Consider the following 23840-nt stretch of genomic DNA (forward strand, 5'->3'; position numbering starts at 1 on the left):
AGCACCCTGACGCTGACCCTGGCCGACGGCACTGCCCTGAGCCCAAGCGACTACAGCAAAGGCCAATACAGCTACAGTCTGGATGGCGGTAAAACCTGGACCGTGTACACCGGCGCGATTGCGCTGACTGCCGGCACCAATGACGTTCTGGTGAAAACCACCACCGCAGTAGATGCAGAGACTGATCCGAATGAGCGTTTCTCTCTTACTGCGAAGCTAACCAGCTTGGGTAAAGACTATAGCGATGTTGGTGAAGCCATCATTCAGGATGTGCCGAAGAACAACTCGGTGATTGCGGTGGATGACTACACTTATGCTCGCGTAGGTCAGACTGTTACTTACAACGTGATGGGTAACGATCGTGATTTGGAAAATGATCCGATCAGCATTACCGGCACACCTATCGCAGAAAACGGCACTGTAGTGAAAAATGCAGATGGCACTTTGAGTTTTATTCCGAAGGCCGGCTTTATTGGTGATGCCAAAGTCACCTATACCATCACCGATGGCAAGGGTGGTTTTGATACTGCGGTGTGGTACATCAAAGTGGTGCCAAGCAAAGATGTGATCGGCGGTAGCGATTTGAACGACCAGATTACGGTGATGTATGGCGAAAGCCAAGACGGTAAAACCTTCTATGCCTCCTTGCAGGCTGGGGCGACCGTAAAAGACATGTATGGTAATGAGGTTACTAAACCTACTGCTGCGCTGGTGACCACTGATGGTGTGGATCAAGTCTTCTTTGCCGGTGCCTCAAATGATCATGTGGAAGCCGGTTCTGGTAATGATCTGATCTATATGGGCGATACACTGCCTAACAGTGCTAACCCTGCCGTCACTCAAGCGACATTGCTGGGATTGACTGTTATGACCACCGATGACGAAAAAGCATTGGTTGATAGTGCTAATGCCAGCTTAACTTCGATCTCTACGCCAACCCAGAATATTGCCGACTACGCAAATGCGGGTTCTGGTGATGATATTGTCTTTGGTGAAAAAGGTACGGATGTACTGTATGGCAACTCGAGCAATGACAAACTGTATGGTGGCGTAGATAACGATGCGCTGCGTGGTGGTGACGGCAATGACTTGCTCGAAGGCGGAGCTGGCCATGACGTACTGCGTGGCGACGCGGGCTCCGATGTGTTCAAGTGGACCTTGGGTGATCAAGGCACCGCAGGTACGCCAGCACGCGACATTATTATGGACTTCAATAATGCGCGCGCCGGCAATGCCGCTGGTGATGTTGATAAACTGGATCTGCGCGATTTGCTGCAAGGCGAGAACTCGAACAACATTACGCAATACCTGCACTTCGAAAAATCAGGTACCGACACCATCGTGCACATCAGCAGTAAAGGCGAATTCAGTGGCAGTAACTGGGTGGCCAAGGAAGATCAGGTGATTACGCTGCAAGGTGTAGATCTGACTACGGCTGGCAATGATCAGGCCATTATTCAAGATCTGATCAAAACCGGTAAATTGCTGGTGGATTAAGCGGTAGTTACTCTTAACGTTCAAAACGGCGACCCATGGTCGCCGTTTTTTTTGCCCTTGTGGCCGAATGCGTTGGCCAGCGAATGTACTGACGGGGGGGAGGCTGATCTACTTGCTGGTGTGCTGGCTGCGCCAAATGCAACAGTGCTTCGAGCTGCGATCAGATTTATTAGGTGGGCAAAAGTCGTTCGACTTTTGATCTTTTTGTGGGTATGGCCTTAAAGGTCTTTTATTTCTTGGTTTATATGGCTATACCCTGTGTGGTAATGTGGCGCATAGTCATGCTGTCGGCATGTTTTGAAATGACTTTTTTCTTTCATGCCCCTGCAACCTGAAATATGTCTAGATGTAACTTTTGCTACTTAAGCTGCCCGCTTTTGCCAAGGAGGTGGCTTATGCCGGTCTGGTTATGCTGGTGTGTATTGTGGCTGTGCGGTGTGGTGCACGCCGAAACTTATGTGTATGTGACGAACTCAACCGCGCATACGGTGCAGGTGTCGACCGTACAAAGCGGCGCTGGTAGTTTGGCCAAGGGTAGTACCTGGGGCACCGAGGCGACCGAGATTCCACCCTATGCCACCCGCAAAGTGCTGTGGATGAACCGCAATGTCGGCATCAAAAACGGGAAAACTTATTATTTTGATACCCGCATTAGCGCCGCTGGCAGCGTGGTTACCCTAAAGCAAAAACTCACCGGGACTTTTTCTTCCAGCAATTTAAGCCATTCGGCGAGCGACGCGAGCTTTACCGATCCTTGGTATGGCGATCGCGACATTCATACCCGGGCTACGCAATACGCTGGCCTGGCGAGCAAGGTGTCTTACCGGGCAGAATTTACCGGTGGCTACGATGATCTGTATTACATCATTCAGCCGGATAACCAGCCAGAGCGTGCCAGCAAAGATAATGAGTTCAAGCTGCTGACCTACAATCTGTGGGCCTTGCCGCCGGTATCAAGTAATAACTGCGTGCGCTTGGATGAAATTGCCAACAATCTGGCCGGCTATGATGCGGTGGCGGTGCAAGAAGCCTTTGATAACGATTGCCGCGCCGCTTTCCTGAATAAGCTGCGCACGCAATTTCCGTATCAATCGTCTCTGGTGGATATCCCCGACAATATTTATCAGGATGGCGGTACGCTAATTCTGAGCCGCTGGCCGATTTTGCAAGATAAAACCATCGTGTTTGATCAGTGTACCGGTTCGGATTGCTTGGCCAATAAAGGCGCCAATTACGTGCAGGTGCTGAAAAAAGGCCAGATCTATCATCTAACCAATACCCATGCGCCCTCATTTGATAGCGATGAAGCACGGCAGCTGCGCAAATACGCCTTTGGCAAAATTCGTGGCCTGCTCGATGCCCAGAGCGTCGCCAGCCAAGATGTGGTGCTGATTGCCGGGGATATGAACGTCAATAAATACAAATTCCCTGATGATTATGCGCAGATGCTCAGCATTTTGCGTGCGACGGCACCAAGCAGTACCGGCTACAAAAACACCTTTGATGCCGGGGTGAACCTCAATGCGGGCAATGGCCTATCGGGCGGCACGGTGGAGTATCTGGATTATGTGCTGGTCGGTAGCGGCACGCGCCAGCCACTGAGTGCGAGCAACGATGTGCGTATTTTGCGTACTTTGCGCCCAGAGCTGTGGTCGATCCGCGATTTGTCCGATCATTTTCCGGTTGCCGGTTTGTTTAGCTTTTAATCATGCGGCCGAACCGAATTGCGATCATCGCGCTGGCCGCGCTCAGCGGCCTAGCCTGGTATGCGCTAGCGCCACACTCAACCGCGCCTGCGCCTGCGCCGGCGTCAGCCGCCGCTGCGCACACTGCTGCGCACACTGCTGCGGCAAGTTTTCCGGCCCACTGGGGCCGGAGCACTTCGCCAGAGCTGGCTGCGCGGCAAGCTGCGCAATGGCAGGCGGCGGCGGGGCCAGTGCAGCAATGGGCCCAGCAAGGCCAGCTGCAGCGCTGGTGGCAACAGGCGCAGCAAGACTGCGCGCGCGCGGCCGAAACGGACTGCCGGGGTTATTGGCTAGCGGTGCTGGCGGCACAACCGGCAACACCGGCGCAGCAAGTGTTACTGCAAGCCTTGCAAGCGCTACCCAAGCTCAACGAAGCTGAGCCAAAACTGGTGCAATCGCTCAATACGCCGCTGGCCGAGCGGCTGGCTAAACTCAGCCAATTGCGCCAGCAGGTGATGGGGCCCGAGGCGGCCAAGGCGTGGTTTGGGCAAGAAGAAGCGCTGCTGGCGTATAAGGCCGCGGTGAATGATTTTGCCCGCCATGAGGCGAAAACCCTGCGCCAGCCAGCGCGGTTGCAAGCGCTGGAGGCGCTGCGGGTGCAGCATTATGGCGATTATTATGCTGAGCTGAAGGCCGCCGAAACACCGGCGCAACGCTTCGAGCTGGAATACCGGCTGGCCCTGCTGGATCAACCTAGCCCCGAGCAGGCCGCGCAGTTGCGTGAGCAGCTACTCAACCGCTATTTCGAGCCGCTGGCGGCCCGTGAGCGCGCCGAGCAGTTCCGCCAGCAGGCCCAGCAGCAACAGCAACGGGCGAATTATCAGCAGGGCTTGCAGGCGCTGGCGCAGCAACGGCAGGCACAAGGCTGGAGTGAAGAGCGTTATACGCAAGCCGTGGCGCAATGGCGGGCGCAGGTGTTTGGCCCGGGGGCCTGAGCTTAGCGCGTGGTGACCGGCCCTAGCGGCTGGCCGTTGGCGCCAAACCATTGCCAGCTGAGCGCGGCGCCACGAATCTGTACGCGCAGATAGTTATTCTCGGCATAGAACTGCCGCAGCTGCGTAGCGCCGTAGCCGGTTTGCTCGGGATCAGGCGGCGAGGTGAGGGCAGAGGTGGTGAGCTCATGCACGACTTCTTGGCCAAACTGGCGGGTGAATTCGGCGCTGTGATGGCGATCGCCGCTCATGTAGAGCAAGCGGCTGGCGGGCGGTTGTTGCAACAGTCGTTCGCGCCAGCGCTGCTGCTCGGCCGCCGCATGCGACCAGCCTTCTTCGCCCGGCGCGCCGACCCACCACTGGCTACCGCCCAGCAACAGGGTATGGGCAACATCGCGCTGCAGCAGTTGTTGGTGCAACCAAGCGAGCTGGGCCTCGCCAAAGAGCTGGCGCTGATAGGCCGGTGCACTGCGGCCGCGCCGCGCACTGCGGTTATCGGTGAACAAGAGCCGCACCTGCCCGAGCTGGAGCGCAAAATACGGCGTGGGGCTGGGTGGGTTGGCCCACATCAGGGGAAACACCTGCGCGCTCAGTTTCGCGCTGGGGGCGCTGCTGTCGGCGTCGTTCAGGCCAAAATCGTGGTCATCCCAAATGGCATAATTGGGCATGGCGGTCAGTAATTCGGCCAGCGCGGCATGCTGGCGTTGCCGCTGATAGGCGCGGCACATGGTGCCCGCCTGGCTAAGATCATCGGGCGCGAAGTACAGATGATCGCCCAACCACAGCATGGCCGGATTGGGCTGCTGGCGTGCATCGGCGACGATGCTGGCCAAAATCGGCTCTCGCCCAAACCAGCCCAGTTTTTGCAGGCAAGAGCCGATGTAGAGCGTGTGCTCGCTTGCCGGTGCGGCGACCGGTAGCTGAATGCGGCGTGCAGTGCCGAGCGTTTGATCGTTCGCGCGCAGTTGCGCGGCCAGTGTTTGGCCAGCGAGCTGGGCCGGCAGCTGAAACAGCGCGCTCGTCCAGCCCTCAAGCACCTGTAGTTGCAGTGGTGGGAGGTATTGCTGAGCCAGTTGCAACTGTAGTTTTAGATATACACCTGGTATGTATGCCCGTAGCAGCCAATTCATATTTGATGTTTGACCCAATACCCATTGAGCTTCGGCTTGCGTTTGGCAAGCCGGCAGGAGTGCGCCGGCGGCGAGCCCAGCTAAAAACTGCCGCCGGGGCAAGACTGGGGCAAGATCTAAACGGGTAGAAGAAGTGGCTGCTTGAGGCATGATCAATCGCTGGGTGCAAGGCTGGCACGGCAGTGCCAGCGGCTAAAGAGGGCGATTGTAATGCTTGGCGGTGCGCCGTGCATGCCTAAGCGCAGGTGCACTGGCAGGGCGCTATACACGCTGCTAGTCTGAGTGGTGTCTTGCTGACTCGGATAACCCCATGCCACGCTGCTGGCTACTCTTACTTTTGCTGTGCTGGTGCGCCACGGTGCCGGCGGCGCCGGCGCTGAGCATCACGCTGAGCAATGGTGAATGGCCGCCGTATATGGGCGAAAAGCTACCTGAAGGCGGGCGCTTAAGCTGGGTGGTGAGTGAGGCATTCGCGAGCGAAAATGTCAGTGTTCGCTATCAATTTATGCCCTGGGTGCGTGCGCTACATGATGCGCGACAAGGGCGGGTGGCGGGCTCGGTGGGCTGGTTGCTCACCCCTGATCGACAGCGCGATTTTCTGTTTTCCGACCCGCTCTACACCGGCCGCGTGGTGATGTTTTACCGCCGCGATAGCACTGCGCCCTGGTCGCCGTGGCGCCTGATCAAAGGGCGGCGGCTGGGCTTATCACGCGGCTATGATTATGGCGCGGCAGTGTGGCCGGCGCTCACCCAGCCCAGTGCGCAAAATACGCTGGATGAGGCGGTAGATGATCTGACCAATCTAAAAAAACTGGCCGCCGGCTATATTGATGGCTTTCCCTGCGATGAAGCCGTGTGCTGGAATCTGATTCAAACGCATTGGCCGCCGGCGGAGCAAGGCCAATTTGCCACCACCAAAGAGGCTCTGCACGAGTCGCCGATACATCTGGTGATTAATCGTCAGCATGAACACGCTCAAGAGTTGATCGAGCGCTTTAATCGCGGTTTGCATAAGTTAAAACGCAGCCCACAATGGGCACAAATCATGCCCGCTTCACCACGATAATGAGCCACCTTTTTCCCAGCAAAACCTAGTGCTACTCTCGCTGTGATTCAGCTTGGAGCTGGTTTTCAGTTAGTCGATCACCGCCGTTGACAACTGCACTTAGCGCCAGCTATTGCGCTAGCCCTCGGCATTCGCGGCTAAATGCTGACGCACTCCCGTACGGCGCACGTATTCGGTGAGTAAAGCTTGTGCCTCGGCCTGCATAAAGCCCGTGATCACCTGCAAACGGCTGTGTTTGTAGGCGTAATAGTCTGCATGTGGAAGCAAGCGCAATGCGCCCACATCGGGGTCGGGCCGGGCGATCACGATTGATTCAATGCCCACATTAATGATCGCCCCCAAGCACATCATGCAGGGCTCAAGCGTGGTGTAGAGCGTGCACTCGCGTTTATGTTCAGCTAGAAATGTCGCGATTGATTCAATGGCTGCTAGCTCGGCATGCCGCGTGTCATCGGCGGGAGTAGAGATAGCATTACGGCCCAGCGCAATAACTCGATCATGGTGAACAATCGCAGCCCCAATCGGTAAGTTGCCGGCTTCAAGCGCAATCGAAGCTTCATTAAGAGCGGCAAGCATAAACTCTGGAGCGGGATGTGCGGGCATGGCTGATGGCGAGGCGAGAAAGTAGCTAGAGCTTAGCATGTCCGCGTAAGTTTTAGCGTGGCAGTGTTGGTGCTTAGATCGCTGTGTTGATGCCGTGTTGTGATTGAGCAGGCTGGGGCTTGCCATCGGCCTGATTCTTGCGAGGCGCTTTTTGCTGTGATGACCTGCGTTCTGCTCAATACGTTTGAGTAGATGAATTGTGGGGTTCTGCGTTTGTGCGCAACGGCGCAGAAATGAAAAAAGCCCGTAAAACCTAGTAAATACATGGTTTTGCGGGCTTTTCTACTTGTCCTGCTAGAAGCAGGTGGCAACACGAGACTCGATTAGATGTCCAGTGCATTGATTTTATTGGGTTTGATGTGCTTTTTTATTGAAAAAGACCATCAAATGAACCAACAATGGCCAATCAATGGGCATCAAACGAGGGGGCTGCAGGTGGCTGGTATATCAAAATCTGACAATTTAAGCGTTCTGGCTTTGAAGAAAAAAATAGGTCAAGCCCAAGAATACATCGCCTCAGGACTGAAGTCACCACCGTGCAAAATTGCCTGTGGATTCGGCTTGTCTTTATGGGTGATGGGCGACTCTGGCTATTGGAAACTGCCGTATCGATATCAGGGTAAACAAAAAACCATATCACTGGGCGTCTGTAATCTGATTAAACCCGATCTAGCGGATGCCCGTGCCCGTGCGCTCAAGGCCAAAGAACTGTTGGCTGCTGGTGTAGAACCATGTTCAGCAAAAAAAGCAAAAGAGGGGAAAGTAGCTGCGGAGCTCTATCAGCAAGAAAATACTTTCGAAGCAGTGGCACGAGCATGGCACAAAAAAGAGGTCGAGAGCGGCACCTGGATCCCTAGTCATGCCGAGCGGATTATGAAGCGCCTCGTAGCTGATATTTTCCCGATCATTGGGAGTAGGCCCGTTGATACCTTAGAAACTCATGATCTGCTTCAGCCTCTGAATCTAGTGGCTCAGCGAGGTACTTATAGTCTTGCAAAAGCCTATCGGCAATACATTACCGTCATCATGCGTTATGCAGTGCAAATTGGCAGGATCAAATCCAACCCTGCCCTAGACTTGCAAGGCGCAATTCCAACGCGTAAGCCGGTTAATCGCCCTGCATTGCCGCTATCTGAGTTAGCTGAGCTGATTAGTCGGATTAATGCCTACCAAGGTTTAGTAACAGTTAAAACGGCCACCAAGTTTGCTTTATTAACCGGCGCACGTTCATCGGAGTTTCGCTTTGCTCGTTGGACTGAGTTTGACTTGGATAAAGCCATTTGGACGATTCCTGCTGAGCGTGATGAAGTTGAAGGGGTTCCAAATTCTGTTCGTGGTGAAAAAATGCGCCGTGAACGAATCATCTACTTATCTCATCAAGCGATTGAGCTGATTACGTTACTGCGTAAATTAAACGGCGATGCAATTTTTGTATTTCAAGGTCGCAAATTAGGTACCCCGATCAGTGAAAATACAGTCAACAATATGTTGAAGAAAATAGGATACAACACTGCTGCTGACATTTGCTTACATGGTTTTCGCACCATGATGGTTTCATCGCTCAATGAATCAAACCGTTATAGCCATGATGCTATCGAACGGCACATTGGACACGAAGGCGGTAGTGGCAATCGGGTAGAGCAAATTTATAAGCGGAATGCTTTGTATTTAGCTGAACGTCAGCGGATGCTGCAGTGGTGGGCTGACTATCTTGATGCCAACTCGCAAGGGAGATACATTCCACCTGATGTATTTTCTAATGAAACAACCGACATGCAAGCAATCAAGGTGGCTTGATGTTTTTTCTATATTTTTATGTTTTTTGATAGTTTAAATTAATGGCTTCGACATTGGCCATCAAGCATCTCCGCTGAGATCGTGCAGCACTAGAACTCACCACAAATAACTAAGGCCGCAACCTGATGGGATTATGGCTAGTAAATGAGCAGAATTTGAGTTGTAAGCTTGCATGGCACATGGGTAAAATGGCAAGAATAACAACAAGTTTTGGTATGAGTTGTGCTCCGAATTATCCTCTGCTCTGTACTTGGCCTTTTTTTGAACTCTGCGCATGGTGAAGCAACTGTTAGCGGCGCAGGTTTACCCGTCAAAAACATTTTCATGGAAGACAATCTTCCAACGAAACGAACAAGCTCCCCTGATGCTCACTATGAGACTATTGATCCATTCAGTGGGCGTCTCAAAATTAATATCCCAGTCCTTTCGTGGCAGGGAAATGGCCATTTGCCGATAAACCTGAGCTGGAGCTATAGGCAGGGCTCGCCAGAGAGTAGGGGTATCTTTGTTCCACGAGTGAAATTCTCAGGTCGTGATGAGAATTTATGTGGAATCCCCGCGCAGCATTCCCGTACAGAGGGGTTTTATCAGTACGACGGACTACAGCCCGTCATAGAAATGCCTGATGGCTCGACTTTCGAGCTATATGCAAAAGATTCAACATTTCAGGCGTTCATCTCCGCAAACCAATGGCGACTGACCTGTTCAGGGCCCAATACTGCGCAGCTAGATTCGCCTGATGGTTTAAGTTATCGGCTGGATCAAAAACATATTGTTGAGCATCAGCAAACGGATTATCTGCCGGGCTACTTCTCTAAATGCCAAGTTGGGAACTTAAACACGTGCACTGAATATGGCACGACATCGAGCACAATTTCGTACCTATCGCCAAGTCAAATTAAGGCTCCAAATACGGAGAGTCTAAGTCTGTCCTATCAGGGGGGGCGGTTGGTTCAAGTTTCAGCCTCTGATGGCCGTCTTGTGCAGCTCAGTTATTCTGGTGCAATACTGACGGGGCTTCGTGCAGGTGATCGTGCTTGGCAATTCTCTGGCTATGCCTCTACAAATCCACAAGTCGTAAACGAGCCTGATGTCGTTATTACGAATCCAGATGGCACAACTTGGAAAGTAGGTTTTTATCAAGCTTCAAGGGTACCTGCACTCAGGCCCCTTGATATGTTCGTGGGTATTCCAAATCGACTAACCACACCGCAAGGTGGCGTAATTAACTATGAGCACGGTTGGCAACCCTATGATGTTAATGCATATGCCAATCTGAACAGTCCTGCTTGTTTGCGTGTTGATGCCTCCCCCGCAGACAAAGCCCAGTGTAAAGGCATTATCAAAAATGCTTTGGTTGGTAACGCGCTCACTTCAACAGCCGCTGTTTGGAAAAAAACGACCTCGGATGGTGGTGTTTGGGTCTATAGCACCTATGCACCTGGTGCAGATTTATTCATCAATCGTAATTCAACGACTCCGCTTGATATTCGAAAAGTAATCCGTCCAGATGGATCATCTGAGATTACCAGCTATATGAATGCTGCCGATGTGCCTAGCTGCGCTACAGATCGCTGGAAAATCGGATTACAAAAGAAAAGTGAGCTGCTTGATCAAGCCGGTAATGTACTTCAAACCACAGAGTTTGGTTGGACCTCTTTAGTCATCAATAACTTTGGTCATCACTATCTGACTTTAAAAACCAACGATGAAATGAGTTGCGTTGGTCAGCAGGTTCGACTTCCTCTAAACGAACGTAAGACTACAGTACGCCAAGGCAGCTCATATTCGGTTCAAACAAGCTTCGATGCCTTTGCTCGTCCGCTGACTGTTCTGGCCTCAGGTGATGGGGTTAATACGTGGACGCAATATGCATACGAAACACCCGCATCTGCTTGGCGATTAGATCGCGTGAAGTCAGAGACAATCAGTCCGGGATCTGGCCAGCCTGCGCACTCGGCCATCGCACGTTCATTCGATATCTATGGCAATTTGCTGCTTGAAAACAAAAATGGTGTGGTGACTGAGTATGATAATTTTCCAAATGGGGAAGTCAGGTCAGTAAAAGATCCGCGGGGTTTAGTCACGACCTATGACAATTACTATCGTGGCGTCCCACAAATTGAAGTTAAGCAGCTTGCCACAGGAAAAGAAGGCCCCTCCTGTCCGGCCAATATTAACTCAGTTACCACGAGTCGAACTGTTGATGATTTTGGCAATATCACGTCCGTGAAGGATCCTCGGGGCAATACGATCTCATATCGTTACGATAACATGAGTCGCCCCATCACAGTGACACCAGCCAGAGGCAGTGCCACGACAATTCAATGGACCCCAACATCGAGAACTGCTACCCGTGGTGGTACGACAGACTTTCAAAGTTGGGATGGTTTTGGTCGTACCAATCAAACGATAGTGAATGGATTCATCACAAGCAGTGTGATTGACAGCCTAGGCCGAAAAATCTACCAAAGTTATCCGGGCACACCCAATGAAGGGGACAGCTTCACCTATGATGCCCTGGGGAGAGTCACAAAAGAAACTCATGCTGATGGTTCGTATCGGAGTTATAGCTATCAAGGTAGTGAAGTTGCGATCACAGAGGAACGTGGGGTAAAGACAACCTATCAATACCGTGCCATTGGCGACCCAGATGAAAAGAAATTGGTTCGTGTGTCCCCGGCAATAGTGAATGACACAGTGATTATTGAGCGCGATATTTTGGGTAAAGTAACTAAAGTTACTCAAAATAATGTATCTCGAACCTGGAGCTACGACAGCAAACACTATTTAGTGCAAAGAGCTGACCCTGAGCTTGGAGTTACAACATTTGTTAATGACCCAGTTGGCAACGTGCTGACCAAACAAGTCAATCAGCTGCCTGCAACAAGCTTTACCTATGACGGAAACAACAAGCTAAAAAGCATTTCATTCGCAGATCAATCAGCTGAGCCAGCATGTTTAAAATATGATGAAAATTCAAATCTGATCGAGCAAAAGACCAACTCTGTTACTCGCTCATTTGAATATGATGCAAATAATAACCCAACGAAAGAGACCCTATCCACCGCAGGGTCAACTTACTCGCTGCAGTATGAGTATGATTCAAATGACTTTAAGACTGCGTTGGTTTATCCAAATGGACAGCGTATTGAGCTTGCGCCAGACTTGTTTGGTCGCCCAACCAAGCTGGGCTCATTCATCTCAGGCATCAAATATAATCCTCGCCATCAGGTGCTTCAGTACTACGGTGCAAACGGCCGTAATAATGTTTTTGAGTTTACCGGACGAGGTTGGCCTAAATCCCAAAAACTAGCATTGATTAATGATCAGGTTCCGCAAGAGCCTGTGGCGCCTGTTCCGCCTGCCCCATTTAATCAAACGCCACCTACTGCGCCGACTCCACCGGCACCTCTGGCATTTCCTGAGCCTGGTGCAACAATGTCAGCAGATACTGCTTGCCGAGCACTGTACAGAGAACCACTCCTCAGTGACTTTAGTGGACTTAATGGCGCGGCAGATCGCTATCGCGCTGCTTTTGCAACTTGGCAAAGTGAAATGGCAGGCTGCACAACCAATTGGAATCAAAGAGGTGTCGTCTGGAGTGATGGTCAAGCCGGATGCCGTGCCGCTAATCCTGCTCCCCTGCCTTCACAATTTGTACGTCCCGAGCAATATCAAAGCGCACTGAATACTTGGACAAACACGAAGCTGAATCCGTGTTTGGCCGACTGGCGTCCTAAGGCTGCCGCATGGGCGACCTATCGTGGACAAGTTTACACCTACAACCAACAAAATCAGCAATATCAAACCAACTTAGCAAACTACAACCAATCCCTGCAGCAGCATCAGCAAGCGACAGTAGCGTATAACCAAGCTAAGGCAAAATATGACCAAGATTTGGCTGCATATAAAGCTTCAGTGGCTTCACGGCTGCTAGTTGATACTAACTATTCGTTTGATGGCGTCGGAAATCTTAAGGAGATCAGGGATAACGTTTACCCGAAATGGAATCGAGTCAATCGCTACGATGAAGTTGACCGCCTTGTCGTCTCTGATGGCTACTGGGGTGAGGGTGATATCTACTACGATGGAAATGGCAACATAGTGAAGCAAGTTGCTGGCGACTATCGGATTGAATACACCTATGACGCAACGCAAAAACTTAAGTCTGTTACTGGGAATAAATCATTCGCCATGTCTTATGATGGCTGGGGCAATCTGATCAGCCGAGGTGATGGGCAAAGTTATCAATTCGATTCGGCAGGCAATTTACGCTGGGTTAATAAAGGTACCCCAAGTCAGATTTCATATGTCTATGATGCTGCGGGAATCCGCGTTCTCACAAACGGAGTAGGTCAAAATAAACTCGAGTTTACGGGTTTAGATGGATTGCTTTACTTCGAGAAAGATCTATCGCTTGGAACAAGCATCAATCATCTGTATATGGGGCGCCAAAAGCTTGTTGATGTAGAAGCGTATGGTACAGCCACATATTTCCATAATGACTCCCTTGGAAGTCCAATCGCAGCCACCGATGCCAGTGGGAAGCTGTTATGGCGAACAGCATTTACCCCATTCGGTGAGAAAACGCATGACGGTGCAACTGGCCCGATTAAAAACCAGCAATGGTTCACTGGCAAACCACATGAGGAAGCCACAGGTCTGAGTTACTTCGGTGCCCGCTGGTATGATCCGGTGCAGGGTCGTTTTACTGCGATGGATCCTGTCGATTGGAACGAAGCCAACCCGATCCATAGCTTCAACCGCTACGCGTACGCAAACAATAACCCGTTTAAGTTTGTGGATCCGGATGGACGTTACGCCGAGCTTGCGATTGAAGGGGTTAGTATTTCCTTAGGGGTCAAATCCTTAGTAGCGAATGTGCGAAAAGGCAACTACTGGGCGGCTGCTGCAGATGCGCTGGGTGTTGGAATTGATAGTCTTGCAGCAGCATTTCCCGGCCCACCGGGTGTGATTGGGTTGGGGATTGGCATGACAAGGAATGCCAGTGTAGCTAGCCGATTTTCAATCAGAGGTTTGGATCATGGCGCACGTCACCTAGTCAGGGAAGGTCTAATATCCGCTCCGCCTAATTCAAAGCTAGCACGAGCAGAAATGCAGAGTATTGTTGAAAAGCTAATGCAAAGCGCCCCAGTTGCGAAGAATTACGAAATGACCAGAGGGGATGCTGTGGTTGATGTCTATCTTGGTACTGTCAAAGATAAGCAAGTCGCTGTGTATATTGCAGCCCAAGATACACAAAATGCAAAAGCCGGAGACATTGTTACCACAATTACCCCTAGTGCCGAGCAGATCAACTCTTACGGTAAGGTGAATCAATGAAATGCAGAGATTTTTTTTCTAACTATGAGTTCATGCCAAGCATGGGTGATCCGAGACAGCTGTCCATTTTTATTTGTGGACTATGGGGGTTTGAAGTAACTCTCGATGAAGAAATGATAAAGGAGACTCTGGAAGAAAAGATAGCCTCAAATTCAATTGATGTAATCAATGGCGATTGCTACAGGGGTGTTTTCATTTTTATTGATATTGATTGTGACGATTTTTCGAAGATTAAAAAAATCGCAAGGTTGGTCTTTGATGAGCTAATTGCTCTTGGTGCGGTGGCTGTTTTTTTAACCAACGAACTTTGGGTTGAAAATGTGATATATGGCAATACGGCGGATGAGGGGGCGTATGTTCTCGGTTTTCAAATAGGTGATGATTATGAGTATGGGGAAATTGTTGATGATGAGGTTGTTTTTCTTAATTCATCCGCCATTGATCGTTTTTTTAAAACAAAGTCGAAATTAAAACTTGTTCAATCATGAAATTCCATTCACAAAGCTCCTACGACGCCATCGACCGCTTGATCCAAGCTGATTCGCCTAGCTATGGCTCTGGCTCGGCAAGGCGTCGCACACCAAATTGGTAAGGCATAAACAGCGAACCATTCGTGGTTTGGTTTAGGCCAAAAAAATAATCCCCATACGACAAGGCTACTCCGTTGTGGAGTAGCCTTGTTTGCATTTATGCCTTCAAAAAGAATACTGATTTCGACCGGCGAATAGCTTGGCAGCAATCACACACACTGGCACGACGCTCACTGCTACCGCATCAATTAATCGACTGACTTGATGGCTGTGGTGAAAGCCTTGTATACACCACGTAGCAAAGTGCTCGCAGTTGTTCAGGATCACGCTGTACCATTCTTCGCCAAGGCGTGATTTGGCCCGCTCGACGGTTTTATCACGACTAAAGGCGCGAAATGGATAGGTTTGAATGGTGCAGCCATTGCCTTGGCAGAAGGTTTCAAGATCGACGACTTCAATCACCCCTTTTTTGTTTCTGCCAAATGATGATCCCGAGTAATGGATGACTTTATTACGGCCAATAAAAATGCCGTGGTGCGAGTAGCCGATACGGGCTGAAATCAGGTGGTCGCCTTTTTCCATGATGTTGCTCCAAATAAAAATAGCAATAAAAAAGCCCCAGATTTCTCTGGGGCTGTGTTAGCTGTGTGGGTAGGTTATTGATCGGTGTGCGGTACAGCAGGGGCTGGATACGGCACTCGTGTTTGCGGTGGTTGTTTAGATCGGCAGTAGCCTTTGATTAACTTTGCGCACAACAAACCCGCGGCAAAGACCAAGGCAAAGGCGATCAAGGTGTCAGTGGTTGAGTTTTGATTCATGATGACTTTCTCCTGTTGTGGATGCGCCGAGGCGTGGGGTTAAAGTGGTGGGGCGAATAGTAGGACTGGCTTGGCTGGTGTTGCTTTTAGTGCTTTGGTTCGGCTTATTGCTGGTACTGGTGTTTTGAGCAGGTGATGCTTCATCGCCGACTTCGGCGTCTGGATAAAACTCTTCCAACACCAGCGGCATCTCTTCCGCACTGTCTTCAAATTGCCCATTGCCGAGCAAGGCTTTGGCGGCCTGTTCAAGTTGCGCGATATTGATTCCCGCTTCGGCATATTGCTGTGCCGCTTGATGTGCAGCAGTCACCGCACTGACCAAGGTATCGTCATCGCGTAAAGTCAGATCAACATAAAACACTGGCGCTCGATACGATTGCGTGGTGCTTTTAGCGCGAAGTTTCAGTTGCAATGGCAAGAACCGCGCCAGGCCATTCGACACCGCAGCGAAGTACTGCAACCGAGCTGCTAGTGTTCGCACCGAGTTGTAACCGGTAGTGCGAAACATAAACGAACCTAGCTCATCGTTTTGCCCTTCCACTTGCACATTCAATCGGCCATACAATTTGCAGCCTTTTTCTTGTGCGTACTGACAACGCTCGGGCGTAGGGCAGGTTACTTCCTCAATGCCTTCGCCCGAAACCCGTTTAGCATATTCACCATTGCCCACGCACAAAGGCCGTCCGGTTTGCCGATCAAATGCACTGAACTCAGCACGTAGATTCAGATCGCTGTCGTTAAACAGCAATTTCACTGGAATCGAACGAATCTTGTTGTTTGGGCTGGTTTCAGCCAACTGGGCATGCAGCGGGTGCAAAAGCCAGCCGTCTTTACCTTGAACCTGTGTGGTCAACGTAAACCCATCGTCTTTTTCAGGCACCCACTTGTCTTTCTTTTGCACCAAGCGACCAATACTGATCCGACCAATCACCGGTGGTGTAATGGCTAACCCTTTAATCATGATGAGGCCCTCCAGAAGGAATGAGTTTTTTGGGCTGTATTAAGAAACGCCGCGATCCTTCGACTGACTTGATGTACTGCTGAACAATCTCGGGGTGTTCGGCACTGAGCTTGTCCAGATCCGGTGTGAGCCGATCTTTGGCTTTTTTCCAGGTAATGCGACCGGCAGCGAAGATCGCAGCAGTCGCTGTGCCTAGGGCGTTTTGCAGGCGTTGCCGGATCAATGCTTCTTTGGCTTCGACTTCTTCTTTACGCTCACGCAACTCGATCAAGTTGCTAAACAGCGCATTGAATTCCGCCGATTCAGACAGGTCGATGGTTTGTCCGTCGTCACGCGGAAACAGCCATTGCAAAGCGGCACTGGCATCGTCAGAGCCATCGGGATCAGGTTGAATATCGGCAGTGACGTGTTTCCAGAATTGCGTTTCCAGCTGGATCAAATCCGCAATCTTGGCGTCATCGCGCTCAACCCGATAAATCCGAAAGTCCTGCCCACCAATCAACACCGCCACATCGGCCCAAGCAAAACCGGTTACGGCCAGTTGATGCAAAACCTGGCATTGATACGCCAGTGGAATGCCGTCTTCCCACTGCGGTGCCATGTGATAGCTGGCGGTTTTGATTTCGAGTACGCCAGTGCCTTCCGGTTGACCCAGTACTTCCCGATCCAGATTGGCCAACATAAAACGATGCTCGGGATGCTGCAGAATCGCATTCACTTTGCGCACCTTGTAGCCCGTGCGCTCGGCATAGACGGAAGCTAAAACGGGTTCGAGCACCGTACCCCACAACACCGCCGGTTTATCGACGATGTCGTCAGGTTGTTTGCGGTGAGTTTTTTCTAGCCACAGGGTGAGTGGGCTTTTGTACGCACTAAAGCCAATCGCAGCTGCGGCATCAGAAGACCCAATGCCCAGTTCACGATACTGCAGCCATTGTTCACGACTGAGATTGACGGTGGATGCCAGCCGAATGGCTTGGCCATAACGTTCACGCATGATGAGACCTCCAAAAGCAAAAAGCCCCGCTGGCTAACCAGTCGGGGCTTGTGATTAATGTGTTGAATGAAGTAAATAAACGACGAACAGGGTGGCTTATTGCAGCAAGGCCAACGCTTGATTCAGTGCCTTACCTTTTAGTTGTGCACCTTGGCCAAACCACGCTGAATCGAGGCGGTAATCCTGACTACGCGCTCGGCGCTGGTGATCAACAAATTCAGTCACTGCATTGAGTGCACCCCAAGCCGTACCGCGACTACTCGCCAACAAAGAGCCCATCCCGGCTCCGCTATACAGCGCCTTTACTTGTTGCATGGCACGGGAAACGGTGGGGTTATCCAGATCAAGGATTTGTTCACCCAGTACTTCACCAAAGTACTGTGCTGCTTCACTGGCAGAGATTGGGCGTTGCGATAGTTGCTTGAGATTGCCAATGAACTGCTCCCAGCCCGACAAGCCCAACCCCAAAGCTTCTTTCACCGCCTGCGGATCAAACTTGGTTGAGTGCGGCACCTTCACTGCGCCACTGCGTTCACCTACCGCCATTTGCAGCGTGTTATTACACACCACCCGCACCGACGTGAATTGCGCCGTCGTGCACATCGACCCATCGCAACTGGTGGCTAGCAACAAATAGGCCTTCACCCGATCATTGCCACGCAGCAGGCTTTCTTGCCCAGTGCGTGCCAGTGCCCAGAGTTTCTTGCCGCCTTTCAGTACCCCAGCCGTTTCCAACTCAAAACCACCAGCCTCAACCAGATCTTTATAAAAGTGCAGCACCTCATCGGGCTGCACCACCTGATAGCGATTCGACACCACCGACAACGGTGCCAGCGTATCGGATCGATACAGCACCTTGGCATCGCTGTGCGAGCGAATGTGCATGCCGGTGTTCGATACATTGAACAGCACATCGCTTTGATCAATCGACCACTCCATCCCAGCCTCACGCAACCACACCTCCAACGGCTGCTGCTCAGTTAAACGATTACCCAAACCGTGCCACGGGGTGTCACGAACGAAAGCCATAGATTCGACAAGATGAGCCATTTGATTTCTCCAGATATAAAAAAGCCCAAGTCGAAACTTGGGCTGTATTTGATTGAGCAGTAAAAAATCTCTCTGAGCAATATGCTTTGAAGCGAGTTGTTTTCTGCTTCGATTTGCATACTTCACGGAGGTTATATATGTCTGTTTTTATTTTGATTGTGTTTATAACTTGCTACATCGCACCTTGTGAGAATTGGGGCGTTTTTGACCTGGTAGGCTGCTGATTTTTGCTGGGTTGCAGTCCTGTTTTTCTTTGGGTGTATTTATGGTTTTAGTTGTTATTGTTTTTGATCTTATTTATTGCATAGATAAAGCAACTGACGCTGATATCTTTATTTACATTACGTAACTAAGTTAGTTTGGGGTGAATGATGAATGTCCGAATTGGTACGGGCAGGGGTGCTGCTCGTTGTTGTAGTATGAATCGCTATTTGAATTATCTATTTGGATTGCACTCACGAATATTGGTTGTGAGACTGGATTTAAGTTTTAGGGTTGATAGCAAATACCGATCTGATCTCGATCTGTGTCGTAGCGCACTAGATCGACTACTCAGAAATAAAGCACATAACAGCATGTTTGATCATCTCGTTGGTTATGTTTGGCGACTGGAGCTGGGGGAGCAGAATGGCTGGCATTACCACTGCATGTTTTTCTTCGATGGTGCAAAACGTAGGATGGATATTCCGTTAGCAGATGGGATTGGAGAGTACTGGAGAGATCTAATCACAGACGGAGAGGGAAGCTACTGGAACTGTAACCGGCATAAATCTGAGTATGAGCGCTTCGACAGACTGGGTATCGGCATGGTCCATCATGCAGATGAATCTATGCGAGATGGTCTAGAGAGGGCTGCTCAATATCTGTGCAAAATGGATAGAAATTTGCTTCGTGCTTATCCAGATGGTCTGCCTACACGACGCTGGTTTGGTCGGGGTGAGATTTCTGCTGAGCGTAGTAGCAAGCCAAGGCTAGGTCGTCCCAGAACATGTTGAGGTACCAATCAGCTAGGAAAAAAATTCCGTAGACCCTGATGTTTTGAGAGAAGCAATACAGCGATGGTGTAGGTGACGGTAGGGATGAATTATTCAGCCTGTTACCGTTGGATGAGCGCCGCTATATCCCTTGTAAATGCTATAAAAACATCTAAGTTTTCATTAAAAATACGACTGACTTTTACAGATTTCAACCTTGATCAGCCCCGCATTTGCGGGGCTTTTTTATTGCTAGGAGATAAGCATCATGACCACAGAAAACACAGTACGTTTCTTGCGAATCAAAGAACTCACTCAGCTCATCGGCATGGCACGATCAACGATTTATGACCGACTCAACCCAAAATCAAAACGCTACGATCCAACTTTTCCTGTGCCGATTAAGTTAGGGGTTGGCACCACAGTTTGGGCATCGAATGAGATAGAGGCATGGATGAAGGCGTGCATGGAGGCTGCTCGGGTTGGCGCTCAGCCAGCGATTGCAGCATGATTGGCTAGCTAATATCGCCACTCTTCTTGCGCCAACATCCCCTGATTTAACTCGTCCCGCAGTACTCGCCAGTTGCCCAAGTGCAGATCCATCAAGGCCATAAATCGTTCGTTGTGATGCCGCTCTAGCAGATGAATGAGCTCGTGCACCACGATGTATTCAATGCATTGCGGTGATTTCTTTGCCAGCTCAAGATTAAGCCAAATTCGTCCCGTCTGAGTATTGCAACTACCCCAGCGTGTTTTCATTTTGCGAATGCCGCAAAAGCTAGGTGTTACATTTAATGCCGGCTGCCATTTCTGCAGCAATTCATCAACGATGGCTCTGAGTTGTTTGCGATACCATTGATGCAGAATTCGTTCTTTTTGCGCTATCGATTTATCAGCGTGGCAATTTAAAACAAGATGGCGGCTACCACGTAGACTAATTTGGCCCCGCTGAGCAATTTCAACTTTGAGGCGATAGGCCTTGCCCAAAAAGAAATGAGTTTCGCCAGAAACCATTTGCCTTGCTGATTGGCGCGGCTGGTTTTGAAATTTCAAACGTTGGCGTTTAACCCAGCCCAATTTACCAATGACCGCTAAACGAATTGCTTCATCGCTAACGGCTAATGGGGCTGCAACACGCACTCTGCCATTGGGTGGGTAGACGCCCAAGTGCAGATTTTTAATATCTTTACGGTCAATTTCAACGGCAATACCGCTAACGATAATGTGGTGCTCAGTACTCATTTTGATGCTTAATTAGCTCTATCAGGCGGTCGAGCATCTTATCCATTTCATCGTCCGATGCAACATCAATCTGTGGCAAATAATTCGGGCTAGGTTCGCTGTCCACGCCAGTACTCTCAAGCGCAAACGATTCCAGGGTCAGTCGCATCGCATTGCGGATCTTTCTTTGCTTGATATTGCTGCTGCGCCAATCGTCCTGCTTGCTAGCCAGAATGACTTTGTTAAGTCGGACTGCCAGCTCTTCGTTTTTATCCAGATTGTCGTACAGCGCCTTTTGCGCAGCAGTGTTCAGGCTAGCTGGGTAAGTGCTGGTGCCCATCGGGTTTTTGGCTTTGCGGGTTAGCTCAACCACTTTGGTCAGATATTCCTGATACTTGATCGCGCCATTGCGGCGTTGTTCGATGAGCGCATCAAGTAGGGCCGACATTGTTTCGTAGTACTTCGGATTGATCGGCGTTTCGTCGATAATCAGCTTGCGTACGTTATTTTCAATCGTTTCAGCCATGCTGTTTTCATTGCCGCGAATCGCTTTAGGCAAGGTTTCAACCGCATCAGTGCCACGCTCTACAATCAGCTGGATCAGCGACATATCGTCAAAGGCCGAAATCTTCTCGCTTTCTTCAGCGCGAATATAGCTGTCGATCAAGTGCCGCATCGCGGGTTCGTAGGTTTTCAGGTCGATGTAATCGGCACTGTGGATCTTGATCTCGCTGCGTACTTTTTCGAAATGATCGACTTCCTGCTTGATCGTTTCAATCTCTTTCGCGCTATAGCCTGCTTCGGTCAGCTCGCTGGCGATATTGGCATAGGTGCGGATCAATGTCGCGGTCAGTTTGTAGAGCGCTAAACGTTTGGCTTCATTCGTTTTCAAGTCTTCGGCAGAGCCATTGCCGCAGAAGAATCGCTGATACGCAGGGCTATCTTTTGGTGGCTCTACCGGCTCGCATAGCGCCTTAATCGCTTCGCGTGCGTCTTCCAGATCGGCAGCGGCCATGCTCAGGCGATCTTCCAACAAGCCTTGCACATCGTCTTTGTCATAGCCATCGAGTGCGCCGCTGGTGTAGTCGCCGATGGAGTCTTCGAGTCGTTTGAACAAATCTTGGTAATCGATGATGTAGCCGTACTGCTTGTCTTCACCATCCAGTCGGTTCACGCGGCAAATGGCCTGGAACAAGCCGTGGTCACGCATCTTTTTGTCGATATACAGATAGGTCGCCGACGGTGCATCAAAACCGGTGAGCAATTTATCCACCACGATCAGTAGACGCATCTGGCCTGGCTCGTCGATGAATTTCTTTTTGACCTCTTTTTCAAACTGCTCTGGGTCTTTGCCCGCTAACATTTGATTGTAGATTTGATACTGGCGCAGCCGTTCGGTCAGCCCTTCACCAGTGCTTTCGCCTTTGATGTCGGCAGGGGATGGTTTGTAGCTAGTCACTATCGCGCATTGCTCGCCCATACCGGCTTTGCAAAATAGCTCGTAGCATTTGCAGGCTTCAAAAATACTGCTGGTCACCAGCATCGCATTACCGCGCCCATTGGCAAGGCGGTCGCGGGTTTCCATGTCGAACAAAATGTCGTTCACGATTTTTTCTAGCCGTGATTGGCTAGACAGCACTTTTTGCAAAGTACCCCAGCGCGCTTTGAGCTGCGCTTTGGCCAAATCGGTTAGCCCTTTGGTTTTGGCCGCAAACCATTGATCAATCTTGGCTTGTGAAGTGACGCTTTGATCAATGTCGCGTGCCTCGTAGCGCAGATCAAGCACCACGCCATCACGAACCGCTTCGTTGAATTTGTAGGTATGGATATAGCTGCCAAATACCTCGATTGATTTTTGCTTGTCTGATTTCAGCAGCGGCGTACCGGTAAAACCGATAAACACCGAGTTAGGCAGAATCGATTTCATTGCCTTGTGCAGCTCACCCGATTGTGTGCGGTGGCACTCGTCGACGAACACGTACAAATCGCCCTTGGGTGCAAAGTCGGCAGGCAAGCTTTTTTTCACTTCCTCGATGTACGCTGCGATATCGCCAACGTCTTCACCGTCTTCCTTGCCGCCGAATTTATGAATCAGCGAGCACATTAGCCACGGGCGAGTATCGTTCAGCTGGGCGATCAGATCAGCGCCGCTCTTGGCGCGGCTGATTTCTTCGTTGACGCCTTTGAAGACTTTTTCGATCTGCTCATCAAGTTCGGTGCGGTCGGTGATGATGAGTACGCGCGCGTCTTTGATATTTTCGCGTATCCATTTGGTCAGCCACACCATCGTCAGGCTTTTACCTGAGCCTTGCGTGTGCCAGATAATGCCGCCTTCGCGACGTTTCAAATATTGCTGTGCTTCACGTACGCCAAAGTACTGGTTTTGGCGGCAAAGCTTTTTTACGCCCGCATCAAACACCACAAAATCGTGGATTAGCTCCAGAAAGCGTTTTTTCTCGCAGATCTGCAATACATGCCGATCAAGCAGGTTTTCCACCGTGCTCGGCTCTTTCCATTCCAGATAGTATTTCTCGCGGGTTTCAATCGTGCCATAACGCACGCCCTGCGTATCGTTGCCCGCCATCACCAGCTGCATAGTGGAGAAAAAAGGTTGGATGAATTCTTTTTTCTGGTTATCCAGATTCTGGCGTATGCCTTCGGATACCGAAACGGTGGAGCGCTTGAGCTCCAGCACACCCAGCGCAATGCCATTGATATACAGCACAATGTCGGGCCGCTTGGTGCTCGCCTTGGCGTCCGCGCCTTTTACCGTCACTTCTTCGGCAATCGCGAAATCATTATTCAGCGGAGCTTTCCAGTCGATCAACCACACCGTCACCGTGTTCTCGCCAATGTCGGGTTTCACCTTCACGCCATAGCGGAGTAACTCGTACACCGCTTTGTTGCGGTCATACAGCGAGAGCTGGGTATTGTTCACCGTCTTATCAAACTCATACAAAGTGCGGCGGATCAGCGCATCATCCACGCCTTGTTTGGTCAACCAAGCATTGAGTTCGCCTGATTCAACATTTCGATTTCCATCGCTCTTCTCCCAGTTGCCCAGATAACCATAGCCCAGTTGATCTTTAAATAATTTAACGATGCGATTTTGCGTTGCTCTTTCGATTTGACCAACTGTGCTCATTTCGGGCTTTCCGAATTATATAGATAAC

General features: G+C 50.5%; 17 protein-coding genes. 9 read left to right on the top strand and 8 right to left on the bottom strand.

Features of this window, described 5'->3' with window-relative positions; all coding sequences use genetic code 11:
* The 3 genes from QV747_RS10315 to QV747_RS10325 form a co-directional block, all read left to right on the top strand.
* Positions 1-1497, top strand: a 1497-nt coding sequence (locus tag QV747_RS10315) for a type I secretion C-terminal target domain-containing protein (RefSeq protein ID WP_288791502.1), incomplete at its 5' end; no start/stop codon positions are given.
* Positions 1498-1892: 395 nt separating this feature from the next.
* Positions 1893-3203: a sphingomyelin phosphodiesterase gene (locus QV747_RS10320; RefSeq protein WP_273432654.1), complete on the top strand. Its 1311-nt coding sequence runs from the start codon at positions 1893-1895 to the stop codon at positions 3201-3203.
* A gap of 2 nt (positions 3204-3205) precedes the next feature.
* Complete coding sequence (locus tag QV747_RS10325) at positions 3206-4177, top strand: lipase secretion chaperone (RefSeq protein ID WP_273432656.1); 972 nt, start codon at positions 3206-3208, stop codon at positions 4175-4177.
* Between the two features lie 2 nt (positions 4178-4179).
* Here the strand turns inward: QV747_RS10325 and QV747_RS10330 are convergent, their stop codons facing one another.
* Positions 4180-5454, bottom strand: coding sequence for an alkaline phosphatase D family protein (locus QV747_RS10330; RefSeq protein WP_273432658.1), 1275 nt, complete (start codon positions 5452-5454; stop codon positions 4180-4182).
* Positions 5455-5614: 160 nt separating this feature from the next.
* Here QV747_RS10330 and QV747_RS10335 point away from each other — a divergent pair, with 160 nt between their 5' ends.
* Positions 5615-6370 (top strand): ABC transporter substrate-binding protein, encoded by a 756-nt coding sequence (locus tag QV747_RS10335; protein WP_273432660.1) that lies wholly within the window; start codon positions 5615-5617, stop codon positions 6368-6370.
* 117 nt (positions 6371-6487) lie between these two features.
* Here the strand turns inward: QV747_RS10335 and QV747_RS10340 are convergent, their stop codons facing one another.
* Positions 6488-6946 carry a nucleoside deaminase gene (locus tag QV747_RS10340; protein WP_273432663.1) on the bottom strand — a complete coding sequence of 153 codons (459 nt, stop codon included), beginning with the start codon at positions 6944-6946 and terminating at the stop codon, positions 6488-6490.
* A 354-nt stretch (positions 6947-7300) separates the two neighbouring features.
* Here QV747_RS10340 and QV747_RS10345 point away from each other — a divergent pair, with 354 nt between their 5' ends.
* From QV747_RS10345 to QV747_RS10355, 3 genes are all read left to right on the top strand, one after another.
* Positions 7301-8770, top strand: a complete 1470-nt coding sequence (locus QV747_RS10345) for a site-specific integrase (RefSeq protein ID WP_273432665.1) — start codon at positions 7301-7303, stop codon at positions 8768-8770.
* A 222-nt stretch (positions 8771-8992) separates the two neighbouring features.
* Positions 8993-14116, top strand: a complete 5124-nt coding sequence (locus QV747_RS10350) for an RHS repeat domain-containing protein (RefSeq protein WP_288791503.1) — start codon at positions 8993-8995, stop codon at positions 14114-14116.
* Positions 14113-14604 (top strand): hypothetical protein, encoded by a 492-nt coding sequence (locus QV747_RS10355; protein ID WP_273432668.1) that lies wholly within the window; start codon positions 14113-14115, stop codon positions 14602-14604. Before QV747_RS10350 ends, QV747_RS10355 begins: the two co-directional genes overlap by 4 nt.
* 207 nt (positions 14605-14811) lie before the next feature.
* Here QV747_RS10355 and QV747_RS10360 read toward each other — a convergent pair whose 3' ends face one another.
* The 4 genes from QV747_RS10360 to QV747_RS10375 form a co-directional block, all read right to left on the bottom strand.
* Entirely contained in the window at positions 14812-15228 is a 417-nt protein-coding gene (locus QV747_RS10360) for a lecithin retinol acyltransferase family protein (RefSeq protein WP_273432672.1), read from the bottom strand.
* Positions 15229-15441: 213 nt separating this feature from the next.
* Positions 15442-16425 carry a hypothetical protein gene (locus QV747_RS10365; protein ID WP_288791504.1) on the bottom strand — a complete coding sequence of 328 codons (984 nt, stop codon included), beginning with the start codon at positions 16423-16425 and terminating at the stop codon, positions 15442-15444.
* Complete coding sequence (locus QV747_RS10370; protein WP_273432678.1) at positions 16418-17422, bottom strand: YqaJ viral recombinase family protein; 1005 nt, start codon at positions 17420-17422, stop codon at positions 16418-16420. The genes QV747_RS10365 and QV747_RS10370 overlap by 8 nt, the downstream gene beginning before the upstream one ends.
* 96 nt (positions 17423-17518) lie before the next feature.
* On the bottom strand, positions 17519-18472 hold the full coding sequence (locus QV747_RS10375) for a DUF932 domain-containing protein (RefSeq protein ID WP_288791505.1): 954 nt from the start codon (positions 18470-18472) through the stop codon (positions 17519-17521).
* Between the two features lie 419 nt (positions 18473-18891).
* Here QV747_RS10375 and QV747_RS16650 point away from each other — a divergent pair, with 419 nt between their 5' ends.
* Positions 18892-19467 (top strand): inovirus-type Gp2 protein, encoded by a 576-nt coding sequence (locus tag QV747_RS16650; protein ID WP_373317327.1) that lies wholly within the window; start codon positions 18892-18894, stop codon positions 19465-19467.
* 247 nt (positions 19468-19714) lie between these two features.
* Positions 19715-19957: an AlpA family transcriptional regulator gene (locus tag QV747_RS10380; protein WP_273432682.1), complete on the top strand. Its 243-nt coding sequence runs from the start codon at positions 19715-19717 to the stop codon at positions 19955-19957.
* Positions 19958-19965: 8 nt separating this feature from the next.
* On the opposite strand, the gene QV747_RS10385 is transcribed toward QV747_RS10380, so the two are convergent.
* Entirely contained in the window at positions 19966-20688 is a 723-nt protein-coding gene (locus QV747_RS10385) for a M48 family metallopeptidase (RefSeq protein WP_273432684.1), read from the bottom strand.
* Complete coding sequence (locus tag QV747_RS10390; RefSeq protein WP_273432686.1) at positions 20678-23812, bottom strand: type I restriction endonuclease subunit R; 3135 nt, start codon at positions 23810-23812, stop codon at positions 20678-20680. Before QV747_RS10390 ends, QV747_RS10385 begins: the two co-directional genes overlap by 11 nt.
* Positions 23813-23840: the final 28 nt, after the last annotated feature.

The sequence above is a fragment of the uncultured Chitinibacter sp. genome, assembly GCF_945957625.1.
Taxonomy (GTDB): domain Bacteria; phylum Pseudomonadota; class Gammaproteobacteria; order Burkholderiales; family Chitinibacteraceae; genus Chitinibacter; species Chitinibacter tainanensis.